Origin of the sequence: Vibrio sp. G-C-1 (assembly GCF_021728015.1) — a bacterium.
GTDB lineage: Bacteria > Pseudomonadota > Gammaproteobacteria > Enterobacterales > Vibrionaceae > Vibrio > Vibrio splendidus.
Map to the genome: position 1 here is coordinate 354,440 of NZ_JAKKCR010000003.1, position 21,153 is coordinate 375,592.

At 44.9% G+C, this 21,153-nt stretch carries 19 protein-coding genes; 7 read left to right on the plus strand and 12 right to left on the minus strand.

The genetic code is table 11. The annotated features are described in order from the left end of the window. Positions 1-137: 137 nt before the first annotated feature. The 3 genes from L3V36_RS06920 to L3V36_RS06930 are packed head-to-tail and all read right to left on the minus strand — an operon-like array spanning position 138 to position 4,178. Positions 138-1,718, minus strand: coding sequence for a hydantoinase/oxoprolinase family protein (locus tag L3V36_RS06920; RefSeq protein WP_102576142.1), 1,581 nt, complete (start codon positions 1,716-1,718; stop codon positions 138-140). A gap of 4 nt (positions 1,719-1,722) precedes the next feature. After that, the gene (locus L3V36_RS06925; RefSeq protein WP_208774731.1) at positions 1,723-2,847 is read right to left on the minus strand and encodes a DUF917 domain-containing protein; all 1,125 of its coding nucleotides are present in this window, start codon (positions 2,845-2,847) and stop codon (positions 1,723-1,725) included. A gap of 5 nt (positions 2,848-2,852) precedes the next feature. After that, positions 2,853-4,178 carry a cytosine permease gene (locus tag L3V36_RS06930; RefSeq protein ID WP_208774732.1) on the minus strand — a complete coding sequence of 442 codons (1,326 nt, stop codon included), beginning with the start codon at positions 4,176-4,178 and terminating at the stop codon, positions 2,853-2,855. Between the two features lie 93 nt (positions 4,179-4,271). On the opposite strand from L3V36_RS06930, the gene L3V36_RS06935 reads away from it, so the two are divergent. Continuing rightward, positions 4,272-5,210: a LysR family transcriptional regulator gene (locus L3V36_RS06935; RefSeq protein WP_017085486.1), complete on the plus strand. Its 939-nt coding sequence runs from the start codon at positions 4,272-4,274 to the stop codon at positions 5,208-5,210. Positions 5,211-5,311: 101 nt separating this feature from the next. On the opposite strand, the gene L3V36_RS06940 is transcribed toward L3V36_RS06935, so the two are convergent. From L3V36_RS06940 to L3V36_RS06950, 3 genes are all read right to left on the minus strand, one after another. After that, the gene (locus L3V36_RS06940) at positions 5,312-7,666 is read right to left on the minus strand and encodes a fatty acid cis/trans isomerase (RefSeq protein ID WP_017094942.1); all 2,355 of its coding nucleotides are present in this window, start codon (positions 7,664-7,666) and stop codon (positions 5,312-5,314) included. Between the two features lie 157 nt (positions 7,667-7,823). Beyond that, positions 7,824-9,488, minus strand: coding sequence for a VRR-NUC domain-containing protein (locus tag L3V36_RS06945; protein ID WP_208774734.1), 1,665 nt, complete (start codon positions 9,486-9,488; stop codon positions 7,824-7,826). Between the two features lie 57 nt (positions 9,489-9,545). Then, positions 9,546-10,784 (minus strand): OFA family MFS transporter, encoded by a 1,239-nt coding sequence (locus tag L3V36_RS06950; RefSeq protein WP_017079765.1) that lies wholly within the window; start codon positions 10,782-10,784, stop codon positions 9,546-9,548. Positions 10,785-11,378: 594 nt separating this feature from the next. On the opposite strand from L3V36_RS06950, the gene L3V36_RS06955 reads away from it, so the two are divergent. Continuing rightward, the gene (locus L3V36_RS06955) at positions 11,379-11,759 is read left to right on the plus strand and encodes a hypothetical protein (protein ID WP_004730275.1); all 381 of its coding nucleotides are present in this window, start codon (positions 11,379-11,381) and stop codon (positions 11,757-11,759) included. A 189-nt stretch (positions 11,760-11,948) separates the two neighbouring features. Here the strand turns inward: L3V36_RS06955 and L3V36_RS06960 are convergent, their stop codons facing one another. Beyond that, positions 11,949-12,293 carry a YajD family HNH nuclease gene (locus L3V36_RS06960; RefSeq protein WP_004730279.1) on the minus strand — a complete coding sequence of 115 codons (345 nt, stop codon included), beginning with the start codon at positions 12,291-12,293 and terminating at the stop codon, positions 11,949-11,951. Between the two features lie 275 nt (positions 12,294-12,568). Here L3V36_RS06960 and yghU point away from each other — a divergent pair, with 275 nt between their 5' ends. The 5 genes from yghU to L3V36_RS06985 all read left to right on the plus strand — a co-directional run bounded on the left by yghU (position 12,569) and on the right by L3V36_RS06985 (position 17,093). Next, positions 12,569-13,426, plus strand: a complete 858-nt coding sequence (gene yghU / locus L3V36_RS06965; RefSeq protein ID WP_102446756.1) for a glutathione-dependent disulfide-bond oxidoreductase — start codon at positions 12,569-12,571, stop codon at positions 13,424-13,426. 318 nt (positions 13,427-13,744) lie between these two features. Beyond that, positions 13,745-14,881, plus strand: a complete 1,137-nt coding sequence (locus L3V36_RS06970; RefSeq protein ID WP_102446755.1) for a hypothetical protein — start codon at positions 13,745-13,747, stop codon at positions 14,879-14,881. A 16-nt stretch (positions 14,882-14,897) separates the two neighbouring features. After that, entirely contained in the window at positions 14,898-15,803 is a 906-nt protein-coding gene (locus L3V36_RS06975) for a zinc ABC transporter substrate-binding protein (protein ID WP_102446754.1), read from the plus strand. A 2-nt stretch (positions 15,804-15,805) separates the two neighbouring features. Then, entirely contained in the window at positions 15,806-16,603 is a 798-nt protein-coding gene (locus L3V36_RS06980; RefSeq protein ID WP_198594774.1) for a metal ABC transporter permease, read from the plus strand. A gap of 166 nt (positions 16,604-16,769) precedes the next feature. Next, entirely contained in the window at positions 16,770-17,093 is a 324-nt protein-coding gene (locus tag L3V36_RS06985) for a DOPA 4,5-dioxygenase family protein (protein ID WP_017085490.1), read from the plus strand. Between the two features lie 126 nt (positions 17,094-17,219). Here the strand turns inward: L3V36_RS06985 and L3V36_RS06990 are convergent, their stop codons facing one another. The 5 genes from L3V36_RS06990 to L3V36_RS07010 all read right to left on the minus strand — a co-directional run bounded on the left by L3V36_RS06990 (position 17,220) and on the right by L3V36_RS07010 (position 20,972). Then, positions 17,220-17,372 (minus strand): hypothetical protein, encoded by a 153-nt coding sequence (locus L3V36_RS06990; RefSeq protein ID WP_009844874.1) that lies wholly within the window; start codon positions 17,370-17,372, stop codon positions 17,220-17,222. A gap of 87 nt (positions 17,373-17,459) precedes the next feature. Beyond that, entirely contained in the window at positions 17,460-18,752 is a 1,293-nt protein-coding gene (locus L3V36_RS06995) for a sensor histidine kinase (RefSeq protein WP_208774736.1), read from the minus strand. After that, a complete protein-coding gene (locus L3V36_RS07000) occupies positions 18,749-19,423 on the minus strand; it encodes a response regulator transcription factor (RefSeq protein WP_208774738.1) in 675 nt (224 codons plus the stop codon). The genes L3V36_RS06995 and L3V36_RS07000 overlap by 4 nt, the downstream gene beginning before the upstream one ends. 8 nt (positions 19,424-19,431) lie before the next feature. Beyond that, positions 19,432-20,343, minus strand: coding sequence for a sterol desaturase family protein (locus tag L3V36_RS07005; RefSeq protein ID WP_102446750.1), 912 nt, complete (start codon positions 20,341-20,343; stop codon positions 19,432-19,434). Positions 20,344-20,354: 11 nt separating this feature from the next. After that, positions 20,355-20,972, minus strand: coding sequence for a hypothetical protein (locus L3V36_RS07010; protein ID WP_208774739.1), 618 nt, complete (start codon positions 20,970-20,972; stop codon positions 20,355-20,357). Between the last annotated feature and the right edge of the window lie 181 nt (positions 20,973-21,153).

Consider the following 21,153-nt stretch of genomic DNA (forward strand, 5'->3'; position numbering starts at 1 on the left):
GTTGTGACAGAAACGTATCGCGAGCTAGAAACCAAAAGTAACAACATAAAAAGCAGCCAATTTCTTCATTTTGTATGAAAGAATTGGCTGCTTTTTCGTTATAGGACTTGGTTAAATACAATTTTCGTTGATTCGTTTTAAATCATCTTGATATGTCCTGCAGCTTTGATCTTAACGTGAACCATATTGCCTTGTAGGTAGCTTAATGGAATCTCACTGCGTTCTATGATCGCGACATTATCGCGGCATGCGCCAGCTTCAATCGCCAGTTGTTTTGATTGTTCTTCCAAGCCCTTTAAGGTTTCTTCACGTGATGCTGGATCGATCGGTACGATCTTATCGAATTGACCAGATATTTCACCCAACGCAACACCAATCGCATTCGCTACTTCAAAGTGCTCAGGGCGAACCACTTGGCTTACACCTTCAAAATGATCTGGGAATAGGGCACTGCCGCCACCAACCATGATTACGGGTACACTCGCTGCAGAGGTCTTCATCTTATCGATGCCTTCTTCAACATCCGTTACCATTTGTTGGTAAATCTTGCTTGCTTGTTCGGCCGAAACACCAATCTCATCACTCAGTTGATGTTCTGCTTGCCACTGCATTTGACCGGTTTTGAGTGCAATATCGGTGAGCGTAAGTTCATCACCGCCAAAGCTACGCGCCGTTTGCGTTAAGGTATGGCCAACACTTTCAGGGCCAAGCTCTATGCGTTCTTGTTCAAAGCGAACCTTAGTACCACCACCAATGGCTAACGCCAAAATATCAGGCATACGGAAATTGGTTCTTACTTCGCCGATTTCTACCGCGAGGCTCGATTCTCTTGGATAACCGTGAGTCAGCACGCCGATATCAGACGTAGTACCGCCCACATCGACCACAATCGCGTCTTTTAGCTTGGTGAGATGACTGGCTCCACGAATCGAATTCGTTGGCCCACAAGCCACGGTGAGAATCGGGTACATCAATGCGAATTGCTGCGACATCAGTGTACCGTCGTTCTGACCGAAATAAGGCGTGGTGTGGATTTCATGATTGATGAGTGCACTGCAAAAGCCGTCAACGAATCGTTTTGCTGTACCTTGCAGAGCCGCATTGAGGATAGTCGCGTTTTCACGCTCTAAAAGCCCTAAGCTGCCCACTTTATGGGATAACGATAGGTTCACGCCCGGAAGTTCTTGTTGAATCCATTCTGCTGCTTGAAGCTCCTGGTCGCCGTTGACGGGAGAGAACACACCGCAGATAGCAATGGAATCCACATGGCCTTTCATTTTCTGGCAAAGCTCGCGGATCTCAGATTCTTGAATGTCGGCGATCAACTGGCCGTCGTATTCATAGCCGCCGTGCGCTTGGTAGAAGTGTTCACCAAGCAGGTTTTGCCACGCTTCACTCCAACCACAAAGGGGAGGGACGCTATCACCACTTGGAAGCGCTAAGCGAATCATGCCGACTCTGTCTAAGCCTTTTCGTTCAACGATTGCGTTGGTGCATTGAGTCGTCCCAAGCATCGCATGTTTCACTTGCTGGCCATCAATGTTTGCTTGGTTTAATAGCGCAGAAATCGCGTTATCAATGCCGGTTGAAATGTCATGTGTGGTTGCGGTTTTTACTTTGGCAATCACATTCAAGTCTGCGTCGAGCAGTACACCGTCGGTATTGGTGCCACCTACGTCAATACCAAGGCGGCAGTAATCAAGCGTAATGTTTGTCATGCTATTACCTCTTCAATGCAGACTTTAATTGTTCAATGGTTTGATACTCGACTGTGTAGCCAAAGTAACCCGGGCCCGCGACTTCGATGCCTTTGTCAGTGCGCCATTTAGGGTCGCAAGGGTAGGCAATTAGGTCGATGCGCTGCCCGTAACGAAGTTGTTCGGTTGTGATTGGCTTGCCGGTTTCATGATCCAAGATCGAAATAAGATCCGGTGTTGATGCCAAAAGGTTATCTTGATTCATGTCGGCGCGGCTTGTGCCTTTGTGCGCGAGAAGCAATTCGTTTTGGAACTGCACAAACACGTTATCGACGCCGGTATCTTCAAACTGAGCCAGCTTTTCAATCACGACACCGCCTGTTGCGAAGCCGCCATCGGTTTCTCTTTGAATATCAACAATCTTGCCACTGATGATGGTATGACCGCCGACAATGTCTAATACGGCCTGTGTGCCACTTTGATTGTTGTCGTTCGCCATTCTAATCGCTTCACCAATTTTCATCGCTTGGGTCAGTGTTGCGGGCAGTGCGCTGCGTTTTAGGTTCTTACCGTTCATTGGGTAATCGCACATTGCTGCAGAGCCGCCCATCTGTTCGGTAATTAGTCTCGCAAACTTTTCAGACCAAATACCGTCAATTGGGTAAAGCGTGACAACATTACCACGCTCATCGGCCAATGTGTTTGGTGCAGAAGGGAGACCATCAAGAAAGAAGGTCACCATCTGAGCTTCAGGAAACGCACGTCCCATCGCATCACAATCGATCACAGGGATGTTCTTTTGCGCTGCAACGAGGATTGGGATCAGCGAATTAAAACCGCCCACTTCGATAGGAAACGTTGCCGCTGCTTCAGTGCCGAGCGCTTTTTCCATGGCTTCGAAAGCAATCAACATTTGATCTTTCGAATTGAGTTTCTCTACTGCGACGGTTGGGGCGCCAATCATTGAAGAGGGCACTGTCATCCAATCGTCTTGCACGTCTTCTAAAGGAATCATGCGTACAGGGTGCTTTGCCGTTGCAATGGCTACTTTCGCCATCAAGGCACCGCTGTATGGGTCGCCGCCGCCGCCAGTACCTAATACCGTCGCACCAAGCGCGATATCATCAATCATTTGTTCAGTAATAATCACAACTACTATTCCTTATCACTTGAAGGAGAAAGCTTCATTAGGGCGAGGTAAATACCGCCAGCTGCAAGAATGCCGTCTAACGCCGAGATGCTGGTGAACGAAAACAGGTTGAAAAACTCTGGCGCGGTACAAGCGCTGAATGCAGTACCAAATGCCCAAGAAGCCAAGCCTCTAAACATCCAAGCTGGAACTTGCTGGATGTTCTCAAAGCTCATTTTTGTCGAATCTAAAACATAATATTGAACGATGTAGACACCTGCCGCAGGCGCAATGGTTACGCTGAGGAGCATTAAGAAATCAGTAAATTTGTTCACCATGCCGAGCTGAGCAATGCCAATACCGACGACGGTCATGATCACAACCAGAACAGGGCGCGGAATCTTCGGTAGAACCATCGACATGCATAAGCCGCCAGAGGTCAGGTTGCTACTGTTGGTGGTCCACTGTGCGAACACCAGTACGATAATGGCCGCCATGCCTAAACCTAGGGTGAAGAAGACTTCTACTAGGTCGTCGGTGCCTGTCATTTTGGTCAGGATCAACGCGATAAGAATAATGGCACTGTTGCCGACGAGGAAACCGATACCCGCTCCTAGAATCGCATCACGACGTGTTTTGGCGTAGCGAGCAATATCAGGCGCGGCAACCGCTGCAAGAATCCAGATAGACATAACAAAAGAGATGGCTTGGCCTAGTGTCAAAGGATCTTCAATGGTGGGTGCTGCGCCACCTTGATAATCAGCGGCCATAAACAAACCGATGGTAATCAGCGTCACCATCAAAGGCACTGAATAGGTACTGAGTTTGCCTAAAGCACGAACGCCATAGATAGCCGTCATCATCATTAACACACTGCCGCCAATAAGCGCGGTGAGGTGTGAAATTATGATGTCGTATTTCGCCAGTGCATCGACCATGATGAAAGCGAAGAAGTCAGCCTGAAATGCGAACCAACCAACTAATGAGATGCCGTTGATGAAACCAAGAATCTTACCACCGTTACGGCCAAATACCGCGCTGCTCACCAGCGGGGTAGACACACCAGCTTGAAAGCCAATGTTGGCACACAGCATCGCGATGATCGCCAATAAGCCTGAACCAATAAACGTGGCAAGCAGTGCGTCTTCAAAACCAATACCGCTGCTTAGAATTGAGCCGAGAAACAGTCCCGAAATATCGATGCCGATAGCCAACCAAATAAGGCTGATAACCCACCAAGATCGTTTGGCCTTCTCGGGAACAGGTTCCAATTCGAAGTCATCTATCTTTTTGTGGCTGTGTGTTGCTTCGGGTTTATTCACGTAAGCTTCTGCCGCCATAGTGCCATCCATGCATTGTTATTCCATAAGTGTGAATAAAGCATACTGATGTATTTATTGTTAATAAATGAATATAATCAGATGTAAACATAATAAAAAACAAATGTGAGTGGCAAAGTGAATTCAAACAATAAGTTAGATAAAAGAGACCTGCGAAGATTAGAGCTTTTTTGTGAAATTGTTGAGCAAGGAGGCATCAATCAGGCCGTCGCAAGCACTGGGATTAGCCAACCTGTGCTGAGTAATCAGCTTATTGCCTTGGAAAAAAGCTTGGAATTAACATTATGCCAACGTGGAAGAAGGGGTTTTAAGCTGACTCACGAAGGTGAGCAAGTGTATAAATATGCGAACCAATTAAAATCGACCTTAACCGACTTCGCTTACAAGTTACGAGGTGTACAGACAGAACTCTCCGGGCATGTGCGAATTGGATGTTTGGATAACACCGTCACTTTGCCTTATAACCCACTTCCCAAAGCGATCGAGACGTTTTACCAACGCAGTAACAGTGTAGAGGTGAGTGTTGATGTCGGTGATTTCACCCAGTTGAATGAGAAGCTAGCAAAGAATCAGATTGATATGATGATAGTGGTTCTAGGGTCACATCAAAAATCAGCGTTTCAACATAAATACCCACTGTTTGAAGAGCACAGTTATCTGTATGCGCGCAAAGATCTGGCCGAGAAGATCATGGACAGGGATTTCTCATTGAATGGCTGTCGTATCAATATGGGCGGCTATGCCAAAGACGAGATGTTCCGATTACTGAATATTGAGCAGTACGATTCCGTAAAGCCTTTTGATGGTTGGCATGTCGAGTCGGGTGTGATTTTAACATTGGCGGGCACACACCTGAGTTTTTTACCGTCTCACTTAATCGACCGTGGCCATTATGACCAAGCTTTGATTCCGCTTCAGCCTGAGAAATGGAGCCTTAAGAGCCAGTTTTATGTGGTGTTGAAGCAACCTGTGGATTCCCTTTCTCCCGCCGCGCGTGCGTTTTTTGATGAGCTACACCAACCGGAAACATCGGATTCAATCTAGAGAACTCGTCGCTTCTCAATAGCACTTAAGATACTTTCCCATATACAAAAAATCCTCTGCCAAGACAGAGGATTTTTGCTTTTATGCTTTATGAGTGAAAACTAACGGTTCTCGAAGCGGTTGTAATCCAACAAGCCAAACTCGATCGGTTGGTCTTGTTGATACCAACGATGCACGCGATCACTGAATGGCCAGAACTCGCTAGAACTGCGTCGTACCGCAAACTTGTCTAGCAGCGCCACGTATTCCTCTTCTGTGTTTAAGTTTTGCAGCGCTTTAACCAGAGCAGGAATCTCGCTCTCGGTTAATGACAGGTAAGCCGCAGGGTAGCTTCCCACAACACCTCTTACGAGGGTTAGGTCATCATTGGCGTAATCTCGGTTACCTTCTTCATTAAACAAGCTTGAAATGTTGCTGTGCGCATTATTGTGAATCATGGTGAACAGCTGTTCTTCGCCGTTTTTGCCTTCAATCATGATCATCACTAATTGAGGCACATGACGCAGGCCTTCTCCCTTTATCAAATTCACTTGGTTAAGCAGTGCTTCGTTCTTTCTACCAAAACCTGTTTCAACAATCTCAAAGCGATTATCGAGAACAGGTGCGAGCTTATCTTTGATCATATTAAGCAGTTCACGCTTTGGATCGGCTGTTTTGTAAACCACGCTGGTCGGCTGATCAAAAGGCGCAATGTTTCGCTGCAAGTAGTCACTCAGTTGTGCGCTTTGGTTCTGGTACCAGCTAGAGTGTTCAATGTGGCGAACGTCTTTAGGAAGAAGGGTTAAGAAGTTACTCTCACCTTCAAGACGCAAGAAGTCCATGAACATGCGTGTAATCAGTTGGTGGCCAAAGTTACCGTAAACATCGAAGCCTGCAACGAGAAGATAGTGAATACGCTCTAGAAGAGCATAATCAAGAATCCACGCAGTCTTAGGTTGAGTGCCAACTAACCCTTGTACAACAGAGGCGCTATCGAAGTGCCTAAAGACGGTGAGAGCAGCATTTGGGTTGATGCCGTCGCCATCCCAAATGATGCTAGTGTCTAGGTTTACGCCACTCTCGAACCATTGGTTGGTGAAGTCTGATTTCGCGTTTAGGTATCGCGCTTGTTGCTTCGCGTATCTTACCCAGTTGGTCACAGGTACGGTGTTACTTTTCAGCTCGCTAGGCAGCTTTAAGTTCTTCTTTTGGCTCGCATAGAAGGCGTTAATTTCCGGAACATCGGCTTTCTCTGGGTCGATGAAGAAAACCCAAAAACGGTCGTTAATTACGTTCAAGGCAAGTTGACCACGACACACCGGACCTTTGATATAGGCCATGATGGTGTTTTGCGCGTTATCTAACATGAAGTTGAAGCGCGAGTTTACTGGCAGCGCTTCAAATGATGTCATTGGGTTAGCAGAAACATCGATGTCGTAACTAGGAAGTTGTTTTACTGCGTAATTGACGTCGACAAACCAGGTATTCCACTTTTGTAGACGCTCTTTATTAAGTGCGAAAGGCATGTGCGTTTTGTCGACGATGGTGCCTTGCTCTGGAATCAGACGATAGTAAACACGGTCTACTTTTGGATCGTCATAAGGGCGGCGAGTCGTGATGCGCTGTACCGCTTCACCTAGTGGTGTTGCAGAGCGAACAACAGTGAAAAAACGTGTTGGTTGCGCCAAATCAGAGAAGTAGACATGCGATAGAAACAGGTGCTCATAGATGTAACGCGCTGAAAGCTGGCTTTTATTGTCGCTCTTATTGAGAAAGCTTTCGTAGACATTAACGAGCTCTTGCTCCGCATCATTCAGCGGAATGTGGTCGTTCATTAACGCGCCATTTTCCAACCAACTCATTAAAGTCGCGTATTCGGTTTTATCTAAGTTCGGCATCCCATAAGGCATCCCCCAAGTTGGGTAATCTCTCTCGTACTGGGCGTACTCTTCAATCGTTGGGCACTGTTGGTCGCGATCGGTTGAAAAGTCGAAACCTTCAAGCTGGGTTTGATCTGGAAGTGGGTGGTTCTCTTTCTGGATCAACATACGAGAAACAAGACCAGCATCGAGGTTAGCCGTTGAGTTCTGCATACGTTCGTTGAGGACTGGATGAAAATCCGCATCGCGCCACTCTTGTGTGGTTAAAGCATCTTCAAACAAGCGAGTAGGGGCTGAGGCGGTTAAACGGGTGCCTTGATAAACGAGTGCCTTGCTCGCACCTCGGTCGATACCTTCTACCGAAGACATTTTGAGCTGGCAAGGTGCGTCATAGCAAGCGTGACAAACCACACATCGGTTATCAATGATGGGCTTCACTTCATCAATGAAGTGCTGTGCTTGAGCCGACAGAATAGGCGCTTGGCGATCGCGAACTTGTTGTTTACCAAACAGCTCGTCGAAGTTTAAACCCGCGTAGACGGCACAACCTGAGAAGACGCTAACAAAAGCTAAAATGAAGAGTTTTTTCAAATTCATACGTATTTATATATTAAGCATTTTCTCTAATTATATCGAAAATGATTGAAAATGCTCATGTTCTAACAATCTTATAGATAAGATCTTGATGGGACTGAGCTACTTATCGAGGTGAGTCACTCACCCGAGGTTGGAATTTGGAGTGTCGACTTAAGGCTTACTGATTGACGTAACAAACAGAGAAAGGGACAGACAATCGCTCAAACTCTTTGATCCAGCGCCATTGGTTGTCTTGCAGCTTATCGCCAGGGCCTTTGACTTCAATCCAATGAAACTCTTTGTCCTTGAATGCAATCAAATCCGGCATCCCAGTTCTAAATAGCTTTAAATCACTCAATATCACTTTGAAAAGATCAACAATCAAGGCGTTGGGAATAGCCTCCATACTGTGCTCGACGAGTGATCTGGGGAAGTAGTTCCAATGAACAAATGGATTGGCGATGCCGTGTTTTTGGTCGTAAATATAGAGTAAGTGGTTCAGCCCATGCTTGGATATAGTTTGAAACGTGGCTTCAACCTGTTCGGCTCGCTTGTCTACAAAATCGGAATGGTACAGATCCAGTGGTCGATGTTGGTAACGGTTGATAAACGCGCCTTCAACATCTGCGAAAATGACATCCCAAAAGGCCAAGCCGAACAAGCCACATAGAAAACTGTTCTCAGAAAAGTAGACATCCCATCCTTGGCTTTCAAAGTGCTGCTTTACCGCAAGCTCGACTCGCGTTTGGCTGAGGTCTAATTCCAGTTTTATCTCTTTGCAGCTCGGTTTTATGGTTCGTGAAACTTTGTGCCCCTGTTTCCGTAACAGCCTGTCTTCAAGTTTGATAGCGACTTCCAATTCTGACACATCCGATGGAGTAGCTTTGATTTGCGTGACAATGTCACACATTAAGTCAAGCTCACCTTGTTTGTCGTAGATGCGAGCAAGTCGCTCTCTGCAGGGTGGAAGTGTAGATTGCCTGAACCAAAAGACAGCTTGGTCGTTTAGGTTAAGCCTTTCAAGATCGCGAGCAATATCATTGATCAAACGCGATCGTTTTCTGGCACTGCTCCTGTGTTCCGATTCAGCGGGTATCGATTGTAAAAGGAGTTCAAGAAACTCTGGGTCTTTACGGTCGCCCTCAGAATATTGGCGTTGAATATCGCGCATCTGGAGCAATTGATTGAGTTGATCTCTTGAAGTGAAGAAGCGGCGCTGCTTGCTTAATGGGTAGTTCTCAAAGGTATTGAGCCCAAGGTCGCTTAACACGAACTGGCTTAAGTCTTGATAGGTGTTGGCAAAGAAGAGTAACAGCAAAACATCGATAACTTGAGCTTCGACGATGTAAATACAGTCGAAGTTTAGGTTTTGAAATTGATCAAAAGGTTGCTGATCAAGCAGTAACAACAGCTCATCTTTCTTCGCGGTTTTGTTGCTCTTAAAGGCAGGGAATGCATTCAACAGCTCTGGTTTGGTGAGTAAGTGCAACCCGATCTCGACCTCACTAATGATGAGGTGATGTTGCTTAGCAGGATGACTTAACGCAATAAAGCCTGAGGTGCTTAGCTCTTGTAGTGCGGTATTCAAATCAGAAATCTCAACATAGTTGAGTTTATCGCTGCGAAACCAACGGCCTTTACGAGAAAGCAAACGAACCATTAAGCATTGGCTTGAAACGGAAAGACGTTTGTATGCGGACAACCAACGACATTCATCGTCACTTAGAAGATCGGTATAGAGCGTTTGAGCGTGTTCAATCAGTCGATTGAAGTTGTCGAGATAATAAGTAGGGGAGAGCTGAGGAGTGGTTTCTATCGTCAATGGGTTCGTCGCTTGATACAAAAAGAGCCTAACCCTAAGGTTAAGCTCTTCAGTAACAAATTCAATCTTTTCTGATAATTAAGCTTGAGATGCTTTTAGTTCAGAAACTTTAGCTTCAGAGATTGGCTTAGTGACGATTGCAAGAACAATACACACTGCCATCATAGCTGCAGAGATTGTGTAAGCTAGGCCGTAACCTTCACCGTTTGTCATTGAGTAACCAACAACCGCTGCACCGATAGCGCCGCCGATACCCCATGCCGTGTAAAGCACGCCGTAGTTAGTACCGTAGTTTTTCAGGCCGTAGAACTCAGCAGTCAATGTTGGGAATACTGCTAGAAGCGTACCGTAACCAACAGCTGCGATAGCCGTACCAATGATTAGCGTGAATTCAGAGTTGAACGTAGCGAATAGAGCCATGTTCGCGCCTTGAAGGATGAACGCTAGAAGTAGAGTACGTACGCCACCGATTTTATCTGCAAGCATACCCGCAGCAACACGGCCGCCTGAGTTGAACACAGCAAGGATAGACGCTAGGTAAACTGCGTTTGGTAGGTTCGCTTGAACGCTAGCAATCGTAGTGATGTTACCGATGATCATAAGACCAACAGAAGCAGCAAATGCGTACATGATCCATAGAGAGTAGAACTGAGGAGTCTTCAGCATTACTTTCCACGTTAGGTCTTCAGTCTTCTTAACTGCTTTAGGTGCTTGGCCTGCTTTTACTTTAGGCTCAGCTGGCGTGTAATCCGCTGGTGGGTTGTTGATTGTTGCTGCTAGAGGTACTGCAATCGCAAGTACGCCGGCACCAAGAATCATAAAGCTTGTTTGGATACCCATGCTGTCGATTAGCGCAGAAGTGAGTGGTGCTAGGTAAATAGCAGCAAGACCAAAACCTGCAGCGATTAGACCGTTAACCATACCTTTCTTAGAAGAATGGAACCATTTCATTGCTGATGGCGAAAGACATGCGTAGCCAAAGCCGATACCAGCACCTGTCATCACACCAAACGTTAGGTTTAGCATCATAGGAGTCGTAGCGAAACCAGAAGCAATCATACCTAGGCCAGTAAGCGCTGTACCAAGAATAAGGATCTTACGTGGGCCCATACGGTCTTGTAGGATGCCTGCAACAAGAAGACAAACAGAGAATGTGATAGTTGCAATAGCGTAAGGTGCAGATGCTTCAGCAGCACTCCAACCAGCTTCGGTGACTAGCGCCTTGTTAAATACACTCCAAGCATACAGGATGCCAAGACAAAGGTTGATACAGAAGCCTGCTAGCAGGATACGTGATGCTTTATCAATCTTGCTCATTTTTATTCTCAGTTTTGTCGTTGGTTAGTGGTGAGCCACTTAACTAAAGACGGGTTATTGTGATTGTTTCTTCAAAATTAGTTTGCGTTTATCAACAGACAGCGCAAAAGAGCGCGGATTATAACCAATAAAAATGTGATTGGAATCTCTTTTTCCATTTTTGGTAAATAAACTCAAACTTGTTAAAAAGTTGTTTTTTATTGGTTTTGCAATTGTATTTAATACCTTTCCGTTTTGTTCTTTTTAGCGTGGCGAGCCTATTTTTTAAGGTGTTCTTCGATAAGTATTTCTGAATTGCCACGTATTCCGTGCGGATATCACAGAGTTACGAATTATTTTAATTATTTTCTAAGGTTAATTTTGTGTAACAAAATAAATCGAAGTGGAGCTTTGTCCATATGAGACAAGGAGTAACGGAGTTTTATTAAAAACAAAATGTTAACCAGTTGTTACGGTTGATTTTTGGCGGTACCTTTGCTTACATTTTGTTCGATTGGAGGGGTTGTGTTGTTGAAAAAAAGTGGGAAAATAGTACGCAAACTGAGATTCCAAATTTGAAAGGATGCGTTTCCAACTTATGGCGAGGCGAGTATTATGAAACTGTTTTTAATTCTATTGATGTCAATTTCTGGTGGTGTAGCGGCAGCTGACCATATCCACTCTTTCTTGTTTGGCTTCTATATTGCTGCATTGGCAGTGGGTAGTTGCTATTGGTTAGCTTTCCGTAGCACGCGTTTCCCACAGTTAGCTCTAATGTTATTGATGTGTGGCTTTTTCGCGAAAATTGCAGTGACAGTTGTCGGTGTTTCTTGGGGTATCTCGAACGATATCATTCAATCGCCGTTTATTTTCTCATTGTCATACCTGTTCTTCTTAGTGGTTGTGTCTTACGTTTGGTTTGCATACCGCGATAAGTTGACGCTAAAAAAGCGCGCTAAGCAGGTAGAAGACTCTCGCAAGCAAGCGGCTGCATAATTGCAGACCTAATACAGAATTCTAAAAAGAGCTTTCTTCGGAAGGCTCTTTTTGATCTGGCCTTAACTTGAGTGAACTCTAGCTATAAGGCAGATAAAAGAAACCCCAGTATGGTGACATACTGGGGTTTCTTGTTATTTATCTAGTATCTAGCCGCTATCATCTAGCAAATACAGGTCTTAACGCGTGTTACTTCTTCATCAACTTCGCTAGATCGGCAAAGGGATTGTGCGTTGCTGATTGATGGTCGTCTAAACGGGCTTTTGCATCAACACCGTAACGGTCATGATCCGTGTATTTTGAGTGCTCATGATCGTGACAGTACAAGCACAGTAGTTCCCAGTTGCTGCCATCTTCAGGGTTGTTTGTATGGTCGTGATCCACGTGGTGAACGGTAAGCTCTCTCAAGTTTGAGTAAACAAATTCACGTGCACATTTACCACAAACCCAAGGGTACAGTTTCAGTGCTTTTTCGCGGTAGCCTTTCTCTTGGCGAGCGTACGCTGCACTCGAGCCTGTGTAATCTGAAGACATTGCCAAATCCTTATCAATTGTAATCTCCCGATTTTATCACAGCTTTCTGGAAGCTGTAGGAATGTCGTGACTAAATCACGTGTCGTACTAACCGATATGGGGCTTAGGTTTGATTGAGCACTTATCTTTTACGTGTGCTATCTCATAAAGCAGGTTATGTCTTTCTGGAATAAGCCATGCTTAACAGTTTGAAAAGAAATTGTATTTAGGGGTTTTAACCAAGGGAGCGTGACCTAATATCAGTTAAAGCTACCCTATATTAATAAGGAAATATCATGTCAGAACAATACACACCGCCAAAAGTTTGGGTTAACGATACTGATGGTGGTAACAAGTGGGCAAATATCAATAGTCCTGAATCTGGCGCTCGCTTTGATAAAGAGCTTCTTGTTGGTGATCATGCTTTTCAATTGTATTCCCTTGGCACACCTAACGGTCAAAAAGTCACCATCTTGCTGGAAGAGTTGTTAGCGGCGGGTGTTAAAGAAGCTGAATATGATGCGTACTTGATCAACATCGGTGAGGCGGATCAGTTCTCTTCTGGCTTTGTTGGTGTAAACCCGAATTCGAAAATACCAGCACTTGTTGATAAATCTGGTGACGAAGATGTGAATGTCTTTGAATCGGCATCCATCTTGATGCACTTGGCCGAAAAGTTTGGTCACTTTTTACCGAAAGAGGGCACTGCTCGCACTCAAACATTAAATTGGTTGTTCTGGGCGCAAGGCTCTGCACCATTCCTAGGTGGTGGCTTTGGTCACTTCTACGCTTACGCCGATGAAAAGCAAGAATACCCAATTAACCGTTTTGCGATGGAAGTGAAGCGTCAACTAGATGTATTAGACAAACAGTTAGCGAATAACACGTATGTGGCAGGCGAAGAGCTTAGTGTCGCAGATATCGCGATTTGGCCTTGGTATGGCAACCTTGTACTAGGTAAAACATATGATGCCGCTGAATTCCTTCAAGTTGAGTCTTACGCCAACGTAGTTCGCTGGGCGAAGCAACTAGAAGCGCGCGAAGGTTTCCAGCGCGGTCGAGTGGTTAACCGTTCATTTGGCGAAGAGTGGGAGCAAGTACCAGAGCGCCATTCTGCAGAAGACATTGACCGTGTTTTAAAGCTACGCCCGTAGTGATTTTAAAACGATAGTCGACACCAGTATCTCTAGAGTTTGTTTTAGCGGCCAACGTTAACTCAAACTCTAGTTTTTTGTTCCATCGAATCATTCCTTCCTTATATCAGTCTTTCGATAAATACAGTTACTATTCACTTTCACTTGTCAATTGCTGTTTTTGTTTATGTGATTGAATACTAATGACTTTTACCCTATTTAATGCCCTGTTATTAGAGTTATTTCATACTTTGTTACATTTCAACGATTAACTATTTATTGTAATGTTATAACATAACAATAAATTAATTGGTGATGTATCTTAGAAAGGAAAAAGTTGTGAATGAAAAATTGGTTTCTCTAGCGGTTGGTAGCATTCTCGTTTCCCCTGTTTTTGCCGACACGCTGTCGAATCCTCAGATTGGTGTTGTTCTTGATGGTTATTATCAAGATGGACAACGCAATAACTCTGAAAGAGAGGAAGGTTTCGGTCTAGGTCATACTGAACTTAATATGTCCGCGAATATTGATGATAAGTTTTATGGGTCGTTAACGACGGTAATTGAAACTCATGATGATGAAACGGAATTGTTATTAGAAGAAGCTTTCATTGAAACACTGACGATGCCTTACGGTTTAAGCATTCGAGGTGGTCGTTTCTTGTCTGATTTCGGCTACCTAAATAACCAACATATGCATACCGATAGCTTTGTTGAGCGTCCTGCCGCCTACCGTACGTTTTTAGGCTCTCATTATTACGATGATGGTGTTCGTGCAAACATCGTTCTTCCTACAGATCTGTATGTGAAGTTCGGTGTTGAAGCGCTAAGTGGTAGTAAGATGTCGTCTGTTGATGATGGCTCTGACGTTGGTGTTTACACTACAACTCTTAAGCTAGGTGACGACTTTTCAGAGTCATCAAGCTGGCAGTTTGGTTTGAGCTACTTACGAAATGAAAACGGTAAAGTTCGTGAGTTTGGAGAGCATGATCACGGGCATGACCATGACCACGATCATAGCCACGGAGCGGCGGTAACGGGCTTAAACTTATACGGTGCTGACTTTGTATGGAAGTGGGCTCCAAACGGTAACTACAAATACCAAAACTTCACGCTTGCTGCTGAATACATGTTGTTAGATGGCATCGTCGATGACAAATTCAAAAATGACGCAGAATCACCAGATACACTAGCAGGCTACTATGTCTCGGGTGTCTACCGATTTAGTCCAAGCTGGTCTGCTGGCCTGCGTTACGGTGAAGCAGAAAGCTATGATGGACACGCACATGGTGACCACATGCACTTTACTGCAATGAACGACAAAGAAGCAGATGCAATGATCGCTTGGGATTCATCTCATTTTGGTACAGTTAGAGCGCAATACTCTCGCGTTGAAAACCAAAGTAAAGAGACAGATAACGTATTTACCCTTCAGTATGTGATGACCTTTGGGGCGCACGGTGCTCATGCATTCTAGGAAACTCCTACTTACAATGGCAACGGGTGTTGCCATTGTATCCTCATCTATAATGGTATCTTCGCCTGCAATGGCGTTGAATATTTTCGTTTGTGAGCCTGAATGGCAAGCACTTGTTCATAGTCACGCTCCTGATGCCAACATCTATTCGGCGACTACGGCTAAGCAAGACCCGCACTATGTTCAAGCAAGACCATCACTTATTGCCAAAATGCGTCAAGCAGATATGGCAATGTGTTCAGGGTCTGAATTAGAAGTAGGCTGGTTACCAATGCTGCAAGTACGCAGTGGTAATCCTGCGGTTCAAGATAGCGCGCCCACCATGTTATACGCGAGCGATATGGTAGGTATGCTTGATACCCATGACCATGTCGATCGAAGCATGGGAGACATCCATGCTCACGGAAACCCACATGTTCAGTTTGCTGCTGAATATATGATTCCTATATCGAGAGAGGTCACCAAGCGTTTACAACTGCTTGATCCTGACAATGCACATATCTACATGCGAAATGGAATGAAGTTTCGTGCCAACTGGCGTAATAAATTGGCAGAGTGGGAAGCGAAAGCAGAGCCGTTACAAGGTAAAAAAGTGGTCGGGTATCATGCTACATATCGTTACCTCTTTGACTGGTTAGATATGGCGCAAATTGCTGATTTAGAACCTAAGCCTGGGATATCACCGACTACGTCACATTTACAGTCATTGACCAAGTTGGATCCTGCTTCGTTTGATGCGATTGTGTATTCATCACACCAAGACCAACGTCCTGCTAATTGGCTTAACCAGCAAATCAACAAGCCTACGATACAGCTACCATTGACGGTTGCAGAAGGTCAGAGCCTTGACCAAATGTACGATCAAGTCATTGATGAATTGCTTAGAACGCTCGTTAACCCAGACACATCAACGAGATCATAATGTTGAATGAATATGGTTGGTTGGCACCTGCGGTATTGTGTGGATTAATTGCATTAGTCGGCAACATTGTGCTTGGGGAGCAAGTCCTCAAGCGCCAGATCATCTTTATTGATCTCGCTGTCGCGCAAGTGGCTGCCCTTGGCGCCGCTTTGAGTCACTATTGGTTGAGCCGATATGCACAGTTTAGCGGCTCTTGGTTTGCAGAGATGATTGGCCCGTGGATCATGTCATTGTTGCTATGCGGATTAATTGCGTTAATGGAAAAGCGTTACAAACAACACTTAGAACCAATGATAGGAAGTTTGTTTGTGGTATCGGCTTCATTAGCGATTCTATTGGTCAGCAAAGATCCTCATGGCGCCGATTTTATTCAAGGCATTCTCAACGGGCAGCTGTTGTGGTCTACCTGGGATGACGTTTGGCCATTGGCAATAATCACAACCGCGATGTTGGTGTTGATTAGCGTAAAGCCTGAATTTATGCAGGGTAGTGGTTTTTATCTTATCTTCGCTATATTGATGCCGATCACCGTAAAGCTGACTGGGATCTATTTGGAGTTTGCGTTACTGGTGATACCTGCGTTATGTGCAGCTGCGTATAAAGGCGTTCGCTTCTTTATCGCGAGTATTGGGATTGGCACTGTCGGTATTTTATCGGGCTTAGCGGTGTCGGCTTATTACGATTTGCCAAGTGGCGCCAGCATTGTCATCACGCTGTTTTTGGTGGGGGTGATGTTTAATATTGTGATGAAGTTGATTAGAAGCACTTGTACCGATAGTTCGACACGAGCTTGTGGTTAGGAAAAGGCCTCTAAGGTTTAACTTGGAGGCAACGAACCTGACGTTAACAAGACCATGGCGCTTTCTCTGTTTAGAACCGATAGCGCTGGCATATTATATTTAGATTTAGCTATTAAAGGCGGTTTAGGTATAAAATCGCGACATCATAATTCTAAAGGATGGTGCCATGTACCACGGTCATATCTATTTCCCTCTGCGCTTTGCAGAGCAGGCAGAAACACTGCGTCAGAAAATTCTATCGGAACGCAAAGATGTGCTAGAGACTTTCCCATTAATACAGCGTTTGGTTGGCCCACATAAGATGCCAATGTTTGAGATTCACTTTGCGAACAAAGAATCGGGTATTGTTGAATGGCTTGAGCAAGAACGCGGTGATATGTCGGTGTTGATTCACCCGGTAACTGGTGGTGAAGAAACTTTGGATCACACAGTACGCGCGACATGGCTTGGTCGTGAGCTAGGTGTCTTTGAAGAAACGCTGAGTAGCTAATTTAATTCGCGCCCGACAGTACGTACCTAATATTTGTACTTAGTAACTTAGTAACTTAGTAATTTAGGTGCTGTCGGGTGTGTCGGTGCACACCTCGTTTTGCTCATTGTCTTCTTGCCTAAATAACTAGCTTCTCCAGCTATTCCCCAGTAACAGTGATACCGCTACCGACACACCTAATGCGATCAATATATTAGGTAAGTACAGCCCCCAAATCGCGACACAAACCGCCACCGTTACCACTGCCCATAACAGTGTTTCTAAAATCCAAGTGCCCATAAAATAACTCCTAACTAGATTGTGCGACTAGCATAACCAAGCAAGGGTAAACTTTTGGTCACCATCCAATAACCATTTAGAAAATCGCTATAGCATGACTTTGACGATGAACTCATTGTTGTGAACTTGATGAGTAAACTGCCAACCTTGGTTCTGACAAACGCGATCAATGAGCTCTAGGCCGATACCAAAAGAGGTTTGTTGTTCAGAGTCGTTTGCTAGGTTTTCATCTTCCAAACGATTGGTTACCTCAAACTGATGTTCTGTCAGTGTGATTCTGATATCTCCGCTACCACCGTGTTGGAATGCATTTCGGACCAAGTTGGTGAGCACAACCTCTGTTAACTCACGGGGAAGGGAGTATTCACCTTGGTCGATCTTGGTGTGGATCTCTACTTCTTTGTTTTTGAGAAGGTAACGTTGGCTTTCGATGATGTTATCGATCAAAGGTTCTAGCTTGATTTGTTCATAGTTGGTTTCTATCTCGTTATTGCGGCTCATCCACAGCAGAGTTGTTACCAAGGCTTTCATGTTGGTGGCCGAACGTTGGATTCGCGCTACCGCTCGTTGGCCACTGTTAGGGATAGTTTCAGACAACCGAACCAGCATATCGCCACTGGCTGAAATAGTGGCAATCGGTGTCCTTAGTTCGTGGCTCGCAGCTCTTAAGAAAAAGCTCTCACGCTCATTGGCCTGACGCTCACCGTGCACGCTCTTAACTAGTTGCGAAGCTAACTGATCGATCTCTTTATAGCGAAATTGAGTCAGCCCTTCAGTCTTGTCCACGTCCATAGATTCAGACCATTTTGATAGCGTAATAATCGGTTTGGTGACTCGATGTATCAGAAGACGAATGATCAAAAATACCAAGAGTAAAAGGGCACCTATGGCGATAAAAGCATTGTTTATTTGGTTAACGGAATCAGGAGGGTTCAGCTCGAATAGATTCAAGTAAATCGCTTCATCATATTCAGAAATGATGTATAGCGCTTCGTCGCTACCTGATATCGAATGCTTGGCTGCGTAGAGGTACTGACCTGACTCGCTGTTCGACGAAAGCTCGTAGTGTTCATAAATTGCATCGTTATCAAATGCTTTCCAATCAAAAGCTTGTTGGAACTTAGTGGGGAGATCTGAATAACTTAGAAAGGCTTGGAATGTCGGGTTTTGGTAGTCTGGCAGTTGCCCTGTTTCGATGTATTGCTGCTCTGCCACTTCCAACTCATACAAGAATCCATATTTTGCCGATTCATTAAGGCCAATGTGATAGCTCTGTGAAACCATCAAGCTGTAGATGGCTGTGAGTAATACGACGATGCCAAATAAGTAGAGGTAGATATCACGCTTGATACTGACTCGATTCATGTCCGCGCGTTTCATGATGGCTCCTCATGCAAGACAACACCAATACCATGAACCGTGTGAATTAGCTTTGAGTCAAAGGGCGCATCAACCACTTGTCGAAGTTTAAACAAGTGCGCCTTCATACTATCCGAACTTGGCATTTCATCTTCCCATGCTTCTTCAAGCTTGGCTTTACTCACCACGTTAGGGCTGTTTCGCACTAACATCACGAGCATTCGCCAACATACAGGGGAGAGTTTCAATAGCTTGCTGTCTCTAACAGCTTGGTGCTTGTCCAAGTCCAGTTTGAGGTCTGCCACAGACAATGACGTCACGGAGCCTTGAGCGCGGCGCACTAGTGCCATCAACCGTACTTTGAGTTCTTCCATCGCAAACGGCTTCACTAGATAGTCATCCGAACCCACCTCGAACCCCGCGATCTTGTCTTCTAACGTGTCTCTTGCCGTTAGCATGAGAATTGGAGTGGTCACGCCTTGCTTCCTAAGAGATTGGCAGACATCAAACCCATCCATTTTAGGCATGTTGATGTCCGTTAAGATGATGTCATAACGCCCCTCTAAAGCGAGATTTAGACCTGCGCTGCCATTGTAAGCAAAATCGAATTCGAAACCGTCGAGTTCCATATAGTCTGCAATGGCTTCTGCCAAGTCGCTGTCGTCTTCAATCAACAGGGCGTTAATACTCATAAGTGTCCTTACTTTGTTTCTCGTTCTCTTTTCCAAGCCCAGATAGGCGGCTGAATAAGAAGCTGTAGTCGGTAGTTCCAATTTGGCGCGTGCCATAACTGTTGGCACAGTTTAACGTAGCCGTGGAAATATACCTTAAATGGGTTCACAGAGTTGATTCTAGGGAACACGCCGTATCTGACTTCTTCCTCTTCTTTAGCGAAGGTGCCGAACATCTTGTCCCAAATAATGAAGATGCCAGCATAGTTCTTATCAAGATACTGCTTGTTGGTCGCGTGATGCACTCTGTGGTGTGAAGGCGTATTAAACACCGCTTCAACAGGGCGGGGTAGTCGTTTAACGGTTTCAGTGTGCAGCAGTGTTTGAAACAGTTGAACAAAGGTTTCACACATCAGAACCACAAACGGATTGAAACCCAGCAGAATTAGAGGCAAATGAAAGAAGAACGGGAAGAACCAATCTAAAGGCCCAAAGCGGTAAGCAACTGAGATATTAAAGTAAGGCGAGCTATGGTGAACAGAGTGCGTTCCCCAAGCTAAACCGTTGCTGTGCAAGAATCTGTGTTCCCAGTAGTACGCGAGATCGGCCAAGATCAAGCACCCCAGAATTGTCCAACCGGATATTGGCAGTTGAGTTAGGCTGAAGTTCTCGTAGGCGTAAACAAACGCACCAACATAAGCTAACCCGACAAAGAAAACGGTAACCAATAGGAAGAACAAGGTGACTAAGTTGGTCGCGCTGTCTCCCAACATATTCCAGCTGAGCTTTCTCTTAAAGGCATAGCGGATAAGCTCAAAGATAAACAGAGCCAGAGCAAGCAGTAGAAAGTTGTCATCGACCCAAGTCTCGGTAAGGATGATGCTTGTTTCTGTGAATGTTTGAGAGAGAAAGCTCCCAATGCTATCCAAAGTGAAATCCATAACTAAATCCTTTACTGGTTGTTCTTATAATAGACGTATAACTCGCTAGAATCTGGCAACCCATGCTGATTGAGTTGGTGGTGTTCTATGACCATATCTACTTCTTTTAAAATCGCGATACCTTCCCAAGTTTGTGCGAGTTCCTGTTCAGTATGTTCGCCTTTACCTAGTAGAAGGGTGCCTTTGGCTTTGATTGGAATCTTAATTAAGGGTTTGTTTTTATTTAATCTTGATTCCTGAGTCGGGAAGCCAATCGTGATTGTTGCTTCGCTGAAATCTAAGCTGATGTCTTGATAGATTACGATGACTTGTTGTTGTGCGATCTCTTCGTCATCGGATTCGAGGTTCTGGTAGAAGTCCACCCATAACTCTGGAACGCCTCCTAAAGGAATGGTTTTGCTTAAGCCTTGTAGATAGGTCGTTTGTGTAGCTTGAGAAGCAATAGGTTGCGTGTTTGTAGTGACCAGTGGCTTTGCCTTGATTGGTTTAGTTATTGAAGGCTTGACCGTTGATACCTCTTTGATTGGCTGCTCCGTCGATGCATCCGCAATCGCAGGTTGAATATGTAATACCCCCCAGACAAGACCAGTAATACCGACTGTCGTGAGTAATGAAGCGAATAATTTCATGCTCTTTCCTTGTTGTTCATTTTTCTTATCAAGGACAGTAAAGGAGGCGAGGTAAACAAAAGGTAACCGAGCTCGCTTTTTAGTGGTCAACAGCGAATCCGTCGATTGCCTAAATTGATAATACAGCAATCTGGGACACTTTTTTCCATGTCGGATTGGTAATACTGGCGCCATATTCATT

Bases quoted from the DNA above. Each gene is read 5' to 3' on its own strand.
- L3V36_RS07010 (WP_208774739.1), bottom strand. From the start codon at position 20,972: ATGAAATTATTCGCTTCATTACTCACGACAGTCGGTATTACTGGTCTT.
- L3V36_RS06960 (WP_004730279.1), bottom strand. From the start codon at position 12,293: ATGTCTTCAGATTACACAGGCTCGAGTGCAGCGTACGCTCGCCAAGAG.
- L3V36_RS06975 (WP_102446754.1), top strand. From the start codon at position 14,898: ATGGCAACGGGTGTTGCCATTGTATCCTCATCTATAATGGTATCTTCG.
- L3V36_RS06950 (WP_017079765.1), bottom strand. From the start codon at position 10,784: ATGAGCAAGATTGATAAAGCATCACGTATCCTGCTAGCAGGCTTCTGT.
- L3V36_RS06920 (WP_102576142.1), bottom strand. From the start codon at position 1,718: ATGACAAACATTACGCTTGATTACTGCCGCCTTGGTATTGACGTAGGT.
- L3V36_RS06995 (WP_208774736.1), bottom strand. From the start codon at position 18,752: ATGAAACGCGCGGACATGAATCGAGTCAGTATCAAGCGTGATATCTAC.
- L3V36_RS07000 (WP_208774738.1), bottom strand. From the start codon at position 19,423: ATGAGTATTAACGCCCTGTTGATTGAAGACGACAGCGACTTGGCAGAA.
- L3V36_RS06955 (WP_004730275.1), top strand. From the start codon at position 11,379: ATGAAACTGTTTTTAATTCTATTGATGTCAATTTCTGGTGGTGTAGCG.
- L3V36_RS06985 (WP_017085490.1), top strand. From the start codon at position 16,770: ATGTACCACGGTCATATCTATTTCCCTCTGCGCTTTGCAGAGCAGGCA.
- L3V36_RS06930 (WP_208774732.1), bottom strand. From the start codon at position 4,178: ATGGATGGCACTATGGCGGCAGAAGCTTACGTGAATAAACCCGAAGCA.
- L3V36_RS06940 (WP_017094942.1), bottom strand. From the start codon at position 7,666: ATGAATTTGAAAAAACTCTTCATTTTAGCTTTTGTTAGCGTCTTCTCA.
- L3V36_RS07005 (WP_102446750.1), bottom strand. From the start codon at position 20,343: ATGGATTTCACTTTGGATAGCATTGGGAGCTTTCTCTCTCAAACATTC.
- L3V36_RS06990 (WP_009844874.1), bottom strand. From the start codon at position 17,372: ATGGGCACTTGGATTTTAGAAACACTGTTATGGGCAGTGGTAACGGTG.
- yghU (WP_102446756.1), top strand. From the start codon at position 12,569: ATGTCAGAACAATACACACCGCCAAAAGTTTGGGTTAACGATACTGAT.